The sequence below is a fragment of the Streptomyces bathyalis genome, from assembly GCF_015910445.1.
GTDB lineage: Bacteria > Actinomycetota > Actinomycetes > Streptomycetales > Streptomycetaceae > Streptomyces > Streptomyces bathyalis.
In genome coordinates, this window is the sequence record NZ_CP048882.1 from 5929061 (window position 1) to 5943600 (window position 14540).

Annotated in this window: 13 protein-coding genes and 1 riboswitch; of the genes, 4 read left to right on the forward strand and 9 right to left on the reverse strand. The window is 72.6% G+C overall.

The annotated features are described in order from the left end of the window. Window positions 1–72 precede the first annotated feature (72 nt). A riboswitch (cobalamin riboswitch) is annotated at window positions 73–263 on the forward strand. A gap of 193 nt (window positions 264–456) precedes the next feature. Continuing rightward, window positions 457–2796 carry a 5-methyltetrahydropteroyltriglutamate--homocysteine S-methyltransferase gene (metE, locus tag G4Z16_RS25645; protein WP_197353010.1) on the forward strand — a complete coding sequence of 780 codons (2340 nt, stop codon included), beginning with the start codon at window positions 457–459 and terminating at the stop codon, window positions 2794–2796. A 213-nt stretch (window positions 2797–3009) separates the two neighbouring features. Here metE and G4Z16_RS25650 read toward each other — a convergent pair whose 3' ends face one another. Together G4Z16_RS25650 and G4Z16_RS25655 are read right to left on the reverse strand one after the other, a co-directional pair. Further along, entirely contained in the window at window positions 3010–3774 is a 765-nt protein-coding gene (locus G4Z16_RS25650) for a CbtA family protein (protein ID WP_197353011.1), read from the reverse strand. 13 nt (window positions 3775–3787) lie between these two features. After that, window positions 3788–4021, reverse strand: a complete 234-nt coding sequence (locus G4Z16_RS25655; RefSeq protein WP_197353012.1) for a CbtB domain-containing protein — start codon at window positions 4019–4021, stop codon at window positions 3788–3790. 291 nt (window positions 4022–4312) lie between these two features. On the opposite strand from G4Z16_RS25655, the gene G4Z16_RS25660 reads away from it, so the two are divergent. After that, window positions 4313–4912, forward strand: coding sequence for a histidine phosphatase family protein (locus G4Z16_RS25660; protein ID WP_197353013.1), 600 nt, complete (start codon window positions 4313–4315; stop codon window positions 4910–4912). Here the strand turns inward: G4Z16_RS25660 and G4Z16_RS25665 are convergent. From G4Z16_RS25665 to G4Z16_RS25675, 3 genes are all read right to left on the reverse strand, one after another. After that, window positions 4909–5361 (reverse strand): VOC family protein, encoded by a 453-nt coding sequence (locus G4Z16_RS25665; protein WP_197353014.1) that lies wholly within the window; start codon window positions 5359–5361, stop codon window positions 4909–4911. The genes G4Z16_RS25660 and G4Z16_RS25665 overlap by 4 nt on opposite strands. 88 nt (window positions 5362–5449) lie before the next feature. Continuing rightward, a complete protein-coding gene (gene nhaA, locus G4Z16_RS25670) occupies window positions 5450–7339 on the reverse strand; it encodes a Na+/H+ antiporter NhaA (RefSeq protein ID WP_197353015.1) in 1890 nt (629 codons plus the stop codon). A 92-nt stretch (window positions 7340–7431) separates the two neighbouring features. After that, complete coding sequence (locus tag G4Z16_RS25675; RefSeq protein WP_197353016.1) at window positions 7432–7962, reverse strand: TerD family protein; 531 nt, start codon at window positions 7960–7962, stop codon at window positions 7432–7434. 317 nt (window positions 7963–8279) lie between these two features. Here G4Z16_RS25675 and G4Z16_RS25680 point away from each other — a divergent pair, with 317 nt between their 5' ends. Then, complete coding sequence (locus G4Z16_RS25680) at window positions 8280–8492, forward strand: hypothetical protein (RefSeq protein WP_197353017.1); 213 nt, start codon at window positions 8280–8282, stop codon at window positions 8490–8492. A gap of 127 nt (window positions 8493–8619) precedes the next feature. Next, window positions 8620–8751, forward strand: a complete 132-nt coding sequence (locus G4Z16_RS33000) for a hypothetical protein (protein WP_281393724.1) — start codon at window positions 8620–8622, stop codon at window positions 8749–8751. A 34-nt stretch (window positions 8752–8785) separates the two neighbouring features. Here G4Z16_RS33000 and G4Z16_RS25685 read toward each other — a convergent pair whose 3' ends face one another. From G4Z16_RS25685 to G4Z16_RS25700, 4 genes are read right to left on the reverse strand one after another with little or no spacing between them, the layout of a single operon-like run. Then, a complete protein-coding gene (locus tag G4Z16_RS25685; protein WP_197353018.1) occupies window positions 8786–11239 on the reverse strand; it encodes a M20/M25/M40 family metallo-hydrolase in 2454 nt (817 codons plus the stop codon). Continuing rightward, window positions 11236–12159: an SDR family NAD(P)-dependent oxidoreductase gene (locus tag G4Z16_RS25690; RefSeq protein WP_197353019.1), complete on the reverse strand. Its 924-nt coding sequence runs from the start codon at window positions 12157–12159 to the stop codon at window positions 11236–11238. The genes G4Z16_RS25685 and G4Z16_RS25690 overlap by 4 nt, the downstream gene beginning before the upstream one ends. Continuing rightward, complete coding sequence (locus tag G4Z16_RS25695; protein ID WP_197353020.1) at window positions 12159–13481, reverse strand: MFS transporter; 1323 nt, start codon at window positions 13479–13481, stop codon at window positions 12159–12161. The genes G4Z16_RS25690 and G4Z16_RS25695 overlap by 1 nt, the downstream gene beginning before the upstream one ends. Beyond that, the gene (locus G4Z16_RS25700; protein ID WP_197353021.1) at window positions 13481–14476 is read right to left on the reverse strand and encodes a polysaccharide deacetylase family protein; all 996 of its coding nucleotides are present in this window, start codon (window positions 14474–14476) and stop codon (window positions 13481–13483) included. Before G4Z16_RS25700 ends, G4Z16_RS25695 begins: the two co-directional genes overlap by 1 nt. Window positions 14477–14540 lie beyond the last annotated feature (64 nt).

Below are 14540 nucleotides of genomic sequence, written 5' to 3' on the forward strand. Positions count from 1 at the left end.
GGCGCATGAAGAAGCCCTCACTCCTGCCCTTTGTCGCCGCGGCTCGCGGGCCCGTACGCTGGAGAGGCAGTCGGTTCGGCCTGTCCGCCAGACAGGCACGTCGCAAGAGGGAATCCGGTGAGACTCCGGAACTGCCCCGCAGCGGTGAGTGGGAACGAAAGCCGTCATACGCACTGGGTCCGAGCGGACCCGGGAAGCGACGGCCGGTAGGAGCCGGTCCGTGGATCACGGACACGGCGGGCCCACGAGTCCGAAGACCTGCCACTGCCCGCCGGGGGCACCCCCGGGCCGCAAGGCCCAGGGGGAGGATGCGTCGGCGGATCGATCTCGGTGACCTCGAGGGCGGGTCGGCGGTACAGGTGAGCAGCACGCGGTGCGCGTGTGCGCCGCCGCGTCGCCTCTCCTCCTCGCCCCGTACCTCTCGGGTCACCGGCGAGACTCGCGAAGGAGAGTTGAGTGACACCCAAGTCCGCAGCCGCGGCGTCGAAGCCGGCAACGAGGCCCCGCGCCACCGTCCACGGATATCCACGGCAGGGAAGCGGCCGTGAGCTGAAGAAGGCCGTCGAGGGCTACTGGAGGGGCCGCGTCACCGCCGACGCCCTGCGGGAGACCGCAGCCGGGCTGCGCCGGGACAACTGGCAGCAGCTCAGGAACGCCGGTGTGCGCGAAGTGCCCACCGGAGACTTCTCCCTCTACGACCATGTGCTGGACACCACCGTCATGGTCGGTGCCGTTCCCGAACGTCACCGTGCCGCCGTCGAGGCGGACGCGCTCGACGGCTACTTCGCCATGGCGCGCGGTACGCAGGACGTCGCGCCGCTGGAGATGACGAAGTGGTTCGACACCAACTACCACTACCTGGTATCGGAGTTGGGGCCCGACACCGTCTTCGCGGCGAACTCCGCGAAGCAGACCGGTGAGCTGTCCGAGGCCGTCGCGCAGGGCCACGACGCCCGGCCCGTCCTCGTCGGGCCCGTCACGTACCTGCTGCTCGCCAAGCCCGCGCCCGGAGTCGCCCCGGACTTCGAACCGCTGACGCTGCTGGACCGGCTGCTCCCCGTCTACGCGGAGGTGCTCGCCGACCTCCGCGCGGCCGGGGCGGGATGGGTGCAGCTCGACGAGCCCGCGCTGGCGGCGGACCGCACGCCGGCCGAACTGAACGCCGCCGCACGCGCATACCGGGAACTGGGCGGGCTCACCGACCGGCCCGAACTGCTGGTGGCTTCCTACTTCGACCGACTCGGCGACGCGCTGCCGGTACTCGCCAAGGCGCCCGTCGAGGGCCTGGCGATGGACTTCACCGGCCCTGCCGTCGCGAACCTGGAGGACCTGGCGCGTGCGGGCGGACTGCCCGGCAAGCGGCTCGTCGCGGGAGTCGTGGACGGACGGAACGTGTGGATCAACGACCTGAAGAAGTCGCTGTCCACGCTGGCCTCGCTGCTCGGCTTCGCCGACCGTGTCGACGTCGCCCCGTCCTGCTCGCTGCTGCACGTACCGCTCGACGCGGCCCTCGAGCGCGACGTGGATCCGCAGGTCGCACGCTGGCTCGCCTTCGCCAGGCAGAAGGCGGAGGAGGTCGTCGCGCTGGCGACGGGACTCGGCGAGGGCACCGACGTCATCGCCGGACTGCTGCACGCCAACTCATCGGCGCTCGCGGCGCGTTCGTCCGCGGCGCTCACCCGCGACCCGGCCGTGCGGGCGCGCACCGAAGCGGTCACCGACGCCGACGGGCGCCGCACCACGCCCTATCAGGAGCGGGCCGCGGCACAGCGCGCGCGGCTGAAGCTGCCGCTGCTGCCGACGACCACCATCGGCTCGTTCCCGCAGACCGGCGAACTGCGTGCGGCGCGCGCCGACTTGAGGGCCGGACGGCTCGACGCGGAGGGCTACGACAAGCGGATCGCCGCCGAGATCCGGGACGTCCTCGCCTTCCAGGAAGAGGCCGGACTGGACGTGCTCGTGCACGGCGAGCCCGAACGCAACGACATGGTGCAGTACTTCGCGGAGCGGCTGGACGGCTACATCGCGACGCAGCACGGCTGGGTCCAGTCCTACGGCACCCGCTACGTGCGGCCTCCGATCCTCGCGGGTGACGTCTCCCGGCCCGGGCCGATGACGGTGGAGTGGACGCGCTACGCGCAGTCGCAGACCGGACGGCCCGTCAAGGGCATGCTGACCGGACCCGTCACGATGCTCGCGTGGTCCTTCGTACGGGACGACCAGCCGCAGGCCGAGACCGCACGCCAGGTGGCACTGGCGCTGCGGGACGAGGTCGCGGACCTGGAGTCCGCGGGCACCGCCGTCATCCAGGTCGACGAGCCGGCACTTCGCGAGACGCTTCCGCTGCGGACGGAGAGCCGGCCGGAGTACCTGGCGTGGGCGACGGAGTCCTTCCGCCTGGCCACCGGTGCCGTGCGCGCGGACACTCAGATCCACACGCACATGTGCTACGCGGAGTTCGGCGACATCGTCTCGGCGATCGTGGATCTCGACGCGGACGTCATCAGTCTGGAGGCTGCCCGTTCCCACATGCAGGTCGCGGACGAACTCGCCACGGCCGGCTACCCGAACGAGGTCGGGCCCGGCGTGTACGACATCCACTCACCGCGGGTCCCCGACGTGGACGAGGTGGCGTCGCTGCTGCGCAAGGGGCTCGCCGCGATCCCGGCGGAGAGGCTGTGGGTCAACCCGGACTGCGGCCTGAAGACCCGCGGCTGGCCCGAGGTGCGTGAGGCGCTGGAGCACATGGTCGAGGCGGCGCGGACCGTGCGGGCGGAGGCCGCGGGCCGCAGCTGAGCCCGCCTCGTCCGCCGACAGGGGGCCGGGACTCGCGCCCGGCCCCTGTCCCGCTCCCTCGTGCGGCACCGGCACCGGCACCGGCACCGGCACCGGCACCCGTGAACCGGCCCGAGCCGATCCGCACCGCGCCGTGAGAAAGCCGCTGCCGGGCACCCGATGCGGGTGCCCGGCAGCGGCTCACGGCCCGTTACGTGCCGGGCGTTGTTCGCTTCAGTTGGCGGCGGGGGCCGCCGCAGCCGACGCCGTCTCCTTCTCGCCGCGTGCGGCGGTCCCCAGGGCACGCTCGGCGAGATGACCGAACGTCAGCCCGAAGGCGGCCCACAGCACCAGCTGTACGGCGAGCGTCGAGACCCGGAAGCGCCACAGCAGCAGCGCGGGGAAGTGCTCGGGCAGCTCGCTGAGGGACGGCAGGAACGCATAGGCGAGGCCGATGACGAAGACGAAGCCGAGCACCGCCGTCACCGTCGCGTTCCAGTTGCCCAGACGCGGGGCGAGCCGCTTGCCGAGGATCGTGGCCCCGACGGCGAGCAGCAGGCTCAGCAGCACCATCAGGAAGTACAGAGCCGTTCGTTTGTCGAGGCTCGCCGGGTCACCCACGGACGGCGGGTTGGCCGGGTACTTCAGGAACGGCACCAGGTACACGCACAGGAACGCGGCACCCGACAGCAGCAGAGCCGTCGCACGGGGACCGAAGCGGCCCACGCGACCAAGCGCGAAGCTGAAGGCCAGCGAGGCGATGCCGCCGATGGCGACGCCGTAGACGAGGACGGCCGTGGCGAGGCCCGCGGTGGACTGCATGCCGCGGCTGACGATCTCCTCGCCGCCGTGCTCGTGCGAATGCGCCTCCTCGAAGGCGATCGCGGCATCCACGTGCGGTTCGCCCAGGAACGAGGCCGTCACCAGGGCGAACAGGCCGGCCACGAGACCTGCCAGCATGCCCCGCACAAGGAGGGTCCTCACAGTGGCGGAGTTCATGGTGCTCCCCCGCTCAGTGGCAGGGGAAGCCGAGAAGGTGGCGTCCGTCGTGGACCCACTCGTGCACGTCCGTGCCGGAGAAGAGGGACGTGGCGCCCTGCTCCGCCCCGACGAAGTACAGCAGGACGAGCATCAGCAGACCGAAGAAGAATGCCCACGGAAGGATCGCCTTGACCGGGAGTGTCGCCGGAACGGAGACGCCGGAGGCGGGAGTTGCGGAACTGGGCGGGGCGATGGACTGTGCCATGGCAGGACCTCCTGGTGGGAACTCGCGTCCCTGTCGGTGGAGCTCGTGACGGCCTGCGGGTCTGGCTCGCCTCTGCCCGTACGCTGCGCACGGCAGCGGACCGGAGGGGGCATACAGTGGCGCGACCGCACCGGAATCTCACCGGTTTCCGCCCTGCCGTCGTCGATCGATACCAGCGGAAGGTACCCCGATTCCACCTGCCCGGCCAAGGCCGCAGATCCCGGACACCGGGACGACGCATGATCAACTCCCTTGTGCAAAGCCGCCGTTCACGGGCGAGGAGAGGCCCCGATGACCACGCGAGTGACTTTGATCTCGCCGGCCCGCAGCGAGGCGTCCGAGGAGTTCCGCTTCGATGACGGGAGCGCCCTGAGCGTCGCCGGGCTGCGGGACGCGCGCCGGGCGCGGGGCGCCGCCGCGGAGTTGCTGTCCGCGGCCGATCGCCTGAGCGTCTCGCCCTCGCCGCGCTGCCTGCGGACGGCCGAGGAGCTGGGTCTCGCCGGGGCCCCGGGCTTCGTCGACGAGCGGCTCTCCGGCTGCGCGACGGGCCGCTGGCGCGGCAGGACCATCGAGGAGGTGAGCGCCGCCGAACCGGAGGCCGTCGCGCTGTGGCTCTCGGATGCCGGAAGCGCCCCGCACGGAGGTGAATCGGTCGCCGCGCTGTGCGCCAGGACGCGGGAGTGGCTGGCCGGGCTGGCGGGAATGCCCGGCCGCGTCGTGGCCGTCGTCGAGCCGGACGTCGTGCGTGCCGCCGTGGTGTCCGCCCTGGACGCACCGCCGCACGGCCTGTGGAGGGTGGACGTCGCACCGCTGACGACGACGGAGCTCAGCGGCCGCTCGGGCCGCTGGAACCTCCGCGCCGGCACCGCACTGACCGGCCCCGCCGGTTAGCCCGTCCCGGCCGGCGGGTCGGCGAGGATCCCCTCCACCATCCCGGTCGCCTGTCCCACCTCGATGAGATAGCCGTCGGGATCGCGGACGTAGCAGCGCAGCTCGGCCTTGCGGTCGATGGGAGGGGTGAGGAACTCGGCGCCCTTGGCGCTCCATTCGCGGTAGCACTCCTGGATGTCGGCCACGCGGATGTTGAGGAAGCTGGAGGTGGTGCCGGGGTCCTCGGGCGGCCGGAGTGTCACGTCCGGCTTGTCGGGGGTGGGCCCGCCGCCCGGGTTCATGATGATCCAGCCGTTGGCGAGCCTGATGATGCACGGGTTCTCCTCCAGCACCACCGTGCCTCCGAGGACGTCCGAGTAGAACGCGCGGGACCGCGGTACGTCCCGCACGGTCAGGAAGTGGGTGAGGAGGATGCCCGTCTCCGGGGCGGGCAGGTCTTCGCGTCGCATGATCTTCGGTTTCTCCCTGGTCGAGCCGATGTCCTCGCAGGGTATGGACGCCTTCGCCGCCGTTCGCGCACTAACACGCGCTGGTCGCCTAGCCGCCGATGTCGGCCCTCACCCGCGCGGCCCGTACCGCCGCGTGCAGGCTGGCGCTGTCGTACGAACCCTGGTGGCGGCGGCCGTTGACGAAGAACGTGGGCGTGCCCGAGACCCCGCTCTCGTCGGCGGACTCGATGTCCTCGGCGACCCGGTCGGCCCCGACGCGTTCGCGCAGGTCCTCGCGGAACCGGTCGGTGTCGAGGCCGAGCACCTTCGCCTGACGGACCAGCATGGCGACACTCGTCTCCTCCTGGTTGGCCAGGAGGAAGTCGTGCATCTCCCAGAACGCGCCCTGCGCGCCCGCCGCTTCGGCCGCCTCGGCCCTCAGCTGCGCGTTCGGGTGGACGTCGGTCAGCGGCAGGTGCCGCCACACGTGGCGCACGTCGTCGCGTCCGCCGAGCAGGGAGCGGATGACGGGCTCCGCCGCGGCGCAGTAGGGGCATTCGTGGTCGCCGTACTCGACGAGGGTGACGGTGGCGTCGGCCGGCCCGCGCACGTGGTCGCGTTCGTCGTCGACGTCGGTGGCCAGGTCCCGCAGCGGCTCGGAGGTGCCGAGCAGGGCGCGCCCCTTGATGCGGTGCGGAAGCATGCCCGTCGCCCGCGAGACCGCCCACGTCAGCAGGGACGCGCACAGCGCCGCGCTGAGCACGCCGATCTTCGCCTCCTCCAACTCGTCCCCGTGGAAGGCCAGTCCGGTGATGAGGAGCGAGACCGTGAAGCCGATGCCGGCGATCGTCCCGCCGCCCATCACCGCCGCCCAGCCCACAGGGGGCCGCAGCCTGCCGCCGCTGAGGCGCGTCACGAGCCAGGAGACGCCGACGATGCCGATCGGCTTGCCCACGACGAAGCCGATGAGGATGCCGAGCGTCACGGGCGAGCTGAAGGCGCGTGCGAGCAGCTCCTCCGTGAGCGGCACGCCCGTGTTGGCGAGCGCGAAGAGGGGGACGATCACGTAGCTCGCCCAGGGGTGGAAGAGGTCCTGGAGACGGTCGTTGGGCGAGATGGCCGCGGCCAGCCCGACGCGTGCCGTGCGCGCGAGCTTTCCGGTCGGCTGCTCACGGAAGAGCCGGAAGAGGCCGCTGGCGCGCTCCAGATCGCCGCGGGCAGCCGGATACGCGTACGTCAGCAGGCCCAGCACCAGGCCCGTCACGACGGGATCGACACCGGACCTGAGCATCGCGATCCACATGCCGACGCCCAGCGCGCCGTAGACGAACGAGGAGGAGACGGCCGCGTACCGGAGCACCAGCACGACCAGGAGAAGTCCGCACGCCGTCAACAGCGGCGCGGGAGCGACGTTTTCGCTGTAGACCAGGGCGATGACGGCCAGCGCGATGACGTCGTCGACGACGGTGAAGGTGAGCATGAAGGAACGCAGCCGGCGTGGGAAGCGCGGCCCCACCAGGGCCAGGATGCCCAGCGCGAAGGCCGTGTCGGTCGACATCGCCGCTCCCCAGCCCTGCGCCGAGGGGTGGCCCGCGTTCAGCGAGAGATAGAGCGCGACCGGCACCAGCATCCCGCCGATCCCGGCGAGGGCGGGCAGGGCGACCCTGCGGCGCTCGCGCAGGTCGCCCATGTCGAACTCGCGGCGCGCCTCCAGGCCGACGACGAAGAAGAAGATCGTCATGAGCCCGCTGTTGACCCAGTCGTGCAGGTCCAGCGAGATCCGGTCGTCGGAGACGCCGATGTACAGCTTCGTCGACCACAGTTCCTCGTACGAGGCGAAGTCGATGTTCGCCCAGACCAGCGCGGCGAGCGTCGCGGTCAGCAGCACCGCGGCGCTGCCGGTCTCGGTGCGCAGGAACTGCCGGACCGGGCGGTGGAGGCTCGCCCAGGGGGTCCGCCCGGCCAGCTCACTGCGGGAAGATCCCCGGGAGTCGCTCATCCCACAAGTCTGTCCCAGTGGGCGCGGCTTGGCACAGCACCGGCAGGTGTGCGTCGTCCGTCATGGGCCCGGGGCCGGCAGACGCGGTGAGATCAGGCGGGCCCGCGGCCCATCTCCCTCGCGAAGGACTCGGGCTCCGTGTCGAATCCGGTGACCCCGTCGCGGAGCTCCCACGCCCCGTCCTCCGTGCGCACGAACTCCGCGACGGTCGCCGCCGTGGAGCCCGCCACCCCCGCGAAGTCGTTCTCCGCCAGCGTGTCGTAGCCCTCGGCGACCCGCATGAAGGTGTTGTCCACGTCGCCGAACGTCGTCCGCCCCGAGCCCTGCTGGATGGCCACGCCCACCACGACCCGCACGTAGGAGGGCGCCAGCCGCTCCAGCTCGAGCGTCATGGCCTCGTCGGGCCCGAAACCCTGCCCGGTGCGGCTGTCCCGGGTGAGCGTGATCGTGCCGTCGGGTGCACGGCTGTCGAAGTGCACGAGATAGTCCGGGTCGCCGTACGGGTCCTCGGCGGTGTACGTGGCGGCGACGAGATCGAGATCGTGCACTGGCGCACCCATGGGACTCGGGTCCCACTTCAGCGTCACATCGACCTTTTCGAGACCCTTGTTGAGACTGCTCACAGACTTCCCCTCCTGGTCCGGGATGCAGCGTGGAACCGGCCGCACACAGGATCAACTGTACTGCCGGGGAAGGACGTTGAAACGTCGTGGGGGAATCGCCCGCAGAGCGGGACAGGTGCCCGCCCGGACGGCCGTCGACGAGGAAGCCGTGGAAGGGTCCGCCGCACCGCTCGCCCTCGTGGGGGGGGTACGGGCATGCTCGCCGGACTGGTGCGCGCACTGGTGGAGGCCGGGCACCGTACGGCCGTGGTGGCACGGGACCTCGCGCGGGTGCGGCGCGTCGCCGGCACGACGTGCGACCCGGCCGGGTGGTCCCGGTGGCTGCCGACCATGCGGTGCCCGGAGCGCTCCGGGAGGCGCTGCGCTCGGTGGCAGGTGACCGGGCCGTGGTGTCGCCGGCCGTCCTGTGGGTCCATTCACCGCACCGGCCGTCTGCGCACGAAGCCGTTGAGGGCGTGCTCGCCGATGGGGCCGTGGTGCTGGACGTCCTGGGCAGCTCCGCCGCCGACCCCTCCCGGGTCGCCCGGTAGGGAACGCCTGCTCCCTTCGCGGGGGTCGCCTCCCGCACGTACCGGCAGGTGGTGCTCGGCTTCGCCGACGGCCCCGGGGCACGCGCCGGCTCACCCACGAGGAGATCTGCGACGGGTGCTCGCGGTCGTGAGTTCTGCCTCGACCGCCGCCGCGGACACGGGAGTTGCGGCCGCGGCCCCGGACGGCGACGGGCGGGGACCCATGAGCATCCCCGCCGTCGTCGGCCGCGTGCGGCCCTGGGTCGACGGCCCCCGCTGAGCCCGCCGCCCCACCGGTCCGGCCCGCGTGGAGATCAGCCCGTGAACGCCGCCAGCACTCCTGCCGTCAGCGCGGCGCGCTCCGTCATGCCGCTGACCGTCGTGTGCTCCGTGCGGGAGTGTGCGCCCGCACCGACCGCGCCGAGACCGTCGAGTACCGGCACGCCCGCCGCCAGCACGAAGTTGCCGTCGCTCGCGCCGCCCACGGACGTCTCCCGCAGGTCGAGACCGAGCGGCTCGGCACACGCTCGGGCCAGCCCGTACAGAAGGGCCACCTCGGGGGTGCGTTCGAAGACGGGCCGGTTCCACTCGCCCGTGACCGTGACGTTCGTGCGCGGATCCACCGGTGAGACGGCCGAGAGCGCCGTCTCGATGCGCTTCTGCTCCGCGGTGGAGGCGACCCGTATGTCGAAGTCGGCGACGGCCTGCCCGGCCGTGACGTTGCTGCGCGTACCGCCGTGCAGGACGCCGACGTTGACGGTCGTTCCGGCGGCATGATCGCTCAAGGAGCCCAGCCGCAGCACCTGGTGGGCGGCTTCCTGAATCGCGCTGGCGCCCGCCGTCGGGTCGAGCCCCGCGTGCGCCTCGACGCCGTCGACGGTCAGGCGGAAGAGGCCGACGCCCTTGCGGGCCGTCTTGACCGCGCCGTCGGCCGCGGCCTCGAAGACGAGTGCCGCACGCGAGCGGGCCGCCTCGGCGACGATCGCGTCGCTCGAGGCGAGGCTGCCGGTCTCCTCGTCCCCGTTCAGCATGAGGGTGCACGCGGGACGCGGCAGCCCGAGCGCGTCGAGCGCCCGCAGCGCCCAAACGGCCTGCACCAGCCCTGCCTTCATGTCGAAGACACCCGGCCCGGAGATCGTCTCGTCCTCGCGCCGGAACGGCCACTCCAGCAGCGTGCCGGTGGGCCACACCGTGTCGTAGTGCGCCAGCAGCAGCACGGGCAGCGCCGTGCTGCCGGAGGCGCCGCCGCTGCCGGCCGATGGTTCCGGGCCCGATGCCGGGTAGCGGCGGACGACGATGTCACCGGCGTCCGCGCGCGGCAGCCGCTCCTCGGTGATCCCCGCGCTACCGGGCGCGCCGAGCGACTCGTCCAGCCAGCCGCGCAGCCACTCCAGGCAGGTGTGCAGCTCGGCGGGGTCGTCGCTGGAGCTGCCCTGCGCCGTGTACGCGGCGAGGTCGCTGACCATCTCCTCGCGGTGCTCCTCCAGCCACTTCTGTACGGCGCGGGCCTCGGGGCCGCCGAGCCGCGGTGCGGTGGGCAGACCTCCCGGGGCGGCGTCCGGCACGTCGGCGTCGCGGCCTGACGTCGCCGAGGTCCCGGCTTCACCTCCCGCTCCGGCCTCGCCTTCCGCCCCGGTGCCCGCCCCGGAGCCGGGCGCGGCCGAAGTCCCCGCGGCGTGCGGCGGGTTGGGACTTGAGGCGAGCCGGTCCAGCTCGTTCAGGCGGGCCTCCGACATCCCGCCGGGGTCCCGTTCGAGCTCCCGCAGTCCGCCGATGACCGCACGCAGCACGGGGGTCGCGATACCGGCGCGCTCCGCCTCCTCGAACACCGTGGCGTAGTGGGTGGTGACCTCCACGGGACGGCGGCGCACGGCGATGTCGCGCCAGATGCCGCTCCGGTCCTTCGACTGGGTCCGCAGCCAAGCGGTGAGGCGGTCGGTGGCGGACTCGCGCACACCCGGGGGAGTGCCCTTGCGGAACGCCTGTGCCTCGAAGGCGTCGAAGGGCTCCAGCCGTACGCCCTTGGCCTCGGCGACGGCGAAGACCTCGTGCACCGCCGCGTACATGGCCTCGCGGTGACGGTCGATCAGGTCGGCCATCGCGGCGTCCGCGAGGGATGTCGCGGCGAGCATCGCGCCGAAGCCGGCCTTGGCCCACAGATAGCCCTCGACGTTGTCGGTGGCGAGGGCGGGCCCCCAGGCCTGGAGGTCCTCGACCAGGCTCCGGACGCGCGGTGAGACCGGCGCTCCGCCGGGCTCGCCGACGACGAAGGCGCCGGGGCCGCCGTCGCGGACGACCCCGGGCCCGGTGACGTCGGCGAAGATGTTCACGAACGCGGCCACGGTGCGCTCCGGGCCCACGTGCTCCGCGATGAGCGCCTCGTTGAAGCCGTTCTGGACGGAGACGACGTAGCCGTCGGGCCCGAGCCTGGGTGCGATCCACCGCATGGCGTCCCCGGTGGCCTGCGCCTTGACGGCCAGCAGCACACGCGACAACCGGCGCGGCGCCACCAGGCCCCGGTGGCTGTCACCGTCGCCGCCGCTCTCAGGGTCCCCGGCGTCGAACTCCCCGGGGGTGAAGGCGGATACGCGCACGGCGGCGAAGCGGCCGCCCCCGTGATCCACCGTCAGACCGTGCGCCCTGATCGCGGCCACGTGCTCGGCGTCGGAGTCGACGACGGTGACGGGGTGCCCGGCACGGGCGAGGCTGTGCGCGATGGTGCCGCCGATCGCGCCCGCGCCCACGACCGTGTACGCGTCGCCGCTCATACGGTGCTTCCTTCCGTCTCGTTCCCGCCCCGGTTTCCTGCCTGTTCGGACCCGGGGGCGTCAGGCGCGGGCCCGTTCGCGGCCCCGTTCGCGGGCCCGGGCGGCCACAGCCGGGGCAGGTGGCCCGCGCCCGTACCGGAGCCTCCGTCGACGCGCAGGATCTCCCCGGTGATCCACGCGGCCTCGTCACCCGCGATCCATCGCACGGCGCGGGCGACGTCCTCCGGGGTTCCGGGCCGCCCGAGCGGATTCGCGGACACTGCCGCCGCATACTCCGGCGCGACCGGGTTGCAGTCGCTGGCGACCGGTACGAAGCCGGGACTGACGGCGTTGACGCGGATGCCGTGCGGGCCGAGTTCGAGTGCCGCCGCCCGCGTTGCCATCTCCAGCGCCGCCTTCGAGGCCGCGTACGGGCCCCCGCCGGGACGGGCCCGCAGCGCCGCCCCTGACGAGATGTTGACCACCGAGGCAGGGCGGGACGCCGCGACGGCACGGCGGGCCAGCGCCGCCGTCGCGAGTGCGGGCGCCCGTGAGTTGAGGGCGAAGATCCGGTCCCACAGCTGTGTCCCGGCCTCCGCGGCGCCGTCCTCTCCGCAGTGCACGTCGATCATGTCGAGCGAGGGGTAGATGCCTGCCGCGTTCACGAGCACGTCGACGCCGCCTCGCGCCTGCCATGCGCGGTCCACCGCCTCGCCGGGGCCGCCGGGCGACGCCAGGTCCACGCGGATCTGCCCGGCGTCCAGTGCCGCGGCGGCGGCCGCGAGTCCGTCACCGTCGACGTCCACCAGGGTCAGCGCGGCGTCCACGCCGCAGCCACCTTCCGAGGCGAACGTCTCCGCGACGGCCCGGCCGATGCCTCCGGCCGCGCCCGTCACCACGACGTGGACCGGGGCACGTCCTTCCGGCCGTGCCCCCGCCATCAGTCGAACTCCTTGTTCTTCGTCTCCGGCATCGTCAGATAGACGACGAGTGAGATGAGCGCCGCGCCCGAGACGTACAGCCACACCAGTCCGCCGTGCCCGGCGTCGTTGAGCCACGTCGTGACGTAGGGCGCCGTCCCGCCGAAGAGGGCCACGGCCAGCGCGTAGGGAAGGGCGATGCCAGTGGCCCGCACCTCCGGCGGGAACTGCTCCGCCATGATCACCGCGCAGTTCGCCGAGTAGCCGAGGATCAGGAGCATGCCCGTCAGCTGCACGAAGAAGAGGCTGGCGAAGCTGTTGCTCAGCATGTGCAGCAGCGGCCAGGACAGCACGACGAAGCCTCCGGCGAAGCCGGCCATCGTGGGCTTGCGCCCGATGCGGTCCGACAGCTTCCCCACGAACGGCAGCAGCGAGATGAAGATCACCAGGCAGATGGTCTGCGACAGCAGCGCCTTGTCCATCGGTATGCCGGTCGCGAGGTTCGCGTACGTCGGCAGATACGTGATCCACACGTAGTAGGTGAGGGTGCCCGCGACGGTGATGCCGACGACGCGCAGGGCGGCACCCGGGTGCTCGCGGAACATCGCGGCGAGCGGATTGCGCCGCGAACGTCCGCTCCGCGCGGTCTCGTTGAAGGAGGCGGTGTCCTCGACGGAGACGCGCAGCCACAAGCCGATCAGGCCGAGCAGCCCGCCGATGACGAAGGCGAGCCGCCAGCCCCACGAGTGCAGCGCGTCGTCGCTCAGCGCGGACGTCAGCACGGTGCCCAGCAGCGAAGCGATGAGCGTGCCCGCGCCGACGGAGACCTGCTGCCAGGACCCGGCGAACCCGCGCCGCCCGGCCGCCGCGGACTCCACGAGGAAGGCCGAGGAGGAGCCGAACTCGCCGCCTGCCGAGAAGCCCTGCACGAGCCGCGCGGCCAGCAGCACCGCGGGCGCCGCGACGCCGATCGACTCGTAGCCCGGGGTCAGGGCGATGATGAACGAGGCCCCCGCCATCAGCCCGACCGTGAGTGTGAGGCCCTTCTTGCGCCCGAACTTGTCCGCGTACGCGCCGAGTACGGCGGCGCCCACAGGCCGTACGACGAATCCGACGGCGAAGACGGCGAGCGTGGACAGCAAGGCGACGGCGCCCTCGGCCTTCGGGAAGAACACCTCCGAGATGACCTTCACGAAGATCGAGTAGAGCGCCCAGTCGACCCACTCGACGGTGTTGCCGATGGTCCCGGCCAGGATCGCCTTGCGCTGTGCCCGGGTGAGGCGGCCGTCGGTCGCAGGGCTGCCGCCGGGTCCGGTGGACGCGGGTGAGGTTCCGGTGCTCATCAGGGCTGCTCCGTCGGGGAGTTCGATGCGGTGGGCCGGCCGAGCTGGTCGCGGGCGGTGCCCGCCAGCTGGTCGTGGGTGGCGAACCACACGCCGCGGTGGCCGCTGACGTGGTCGAGCAGCTCGCGCAGGATCACCAGGCGCGAGCGGTGCCCGATGACGTGGGGGTGCATGGTCAGCTGGAAGACGCCGCCGTCGCGGTAGGCCGCGTCGAACTCGTCCCGCCATATCTCCAGGACGTCGCGGGGGCGGGTGTAGGGGCGCAGCGCGGTGAAGCGGTCCATCGTGAAGTACGGGGCGTCGTCGCGGATCCAGTCGACGGGGATCTCCACCAGGCCGGTCGGGCGGCCGTGTGCCACCACCTCGTACGGCTCGTCGTCCGCCATGAGGGACGAGTCGTAGAGGAAGCCCAGGTCGAGGACCGTCTCCAGCGTGGAGTCGCTGAAGTCCCAGGAGGGGGTGCGGATTCCGGTCGGCGTCCGGCCCGTGATGTCGGTGAGGGTCTCCAGCGCGCGCCGGATGAGCGTCTTCTCGTCCTCGGCGGCGAGCAGGGTGTTCCGCTCGTGGATCCAGCCGTGCACGCCGACCTCGTGACCTTCCCGCACGTAGCGGCGGGCCTCGTCGGGGTGGAGGAGTGCGGAGACGGCGGGCATGAAGAACGTGGCCGGTGCGCTGTAGCGCTCCAGGAGCTCCAGCACACGGCCGGCGCCCTTGCGTGCCCCGTACTCGCCCTGCGCGAGGAGGCCGGGGCTGGTCTCGCCGTCGCGCAGCGGGATCGTCTCGTGGTCGGAGTCGAAGGAGAGAGCCACCGCGACCCGCGCGCCGTCCGGCCAGCGGGGCGGCAGCAGTCCGCGCCCGGCGCGGACGGCCTCGACATGGCCGCGCCATACCGGCTCCGGCCACTGCCAGGAGGGCGTGGCCGCATGCGGGTCCGGCGCCGGGGAACGGGAGGGGCCGGCTCCGGCGGCGTTGGCCGCGGGATCGTCGTGGGACATGGTGCCTCGCAGGGGGATCGGGGAGGAGCGGTGATCGGGCGGGGGAGCGGGCCGGGAGCCCGTC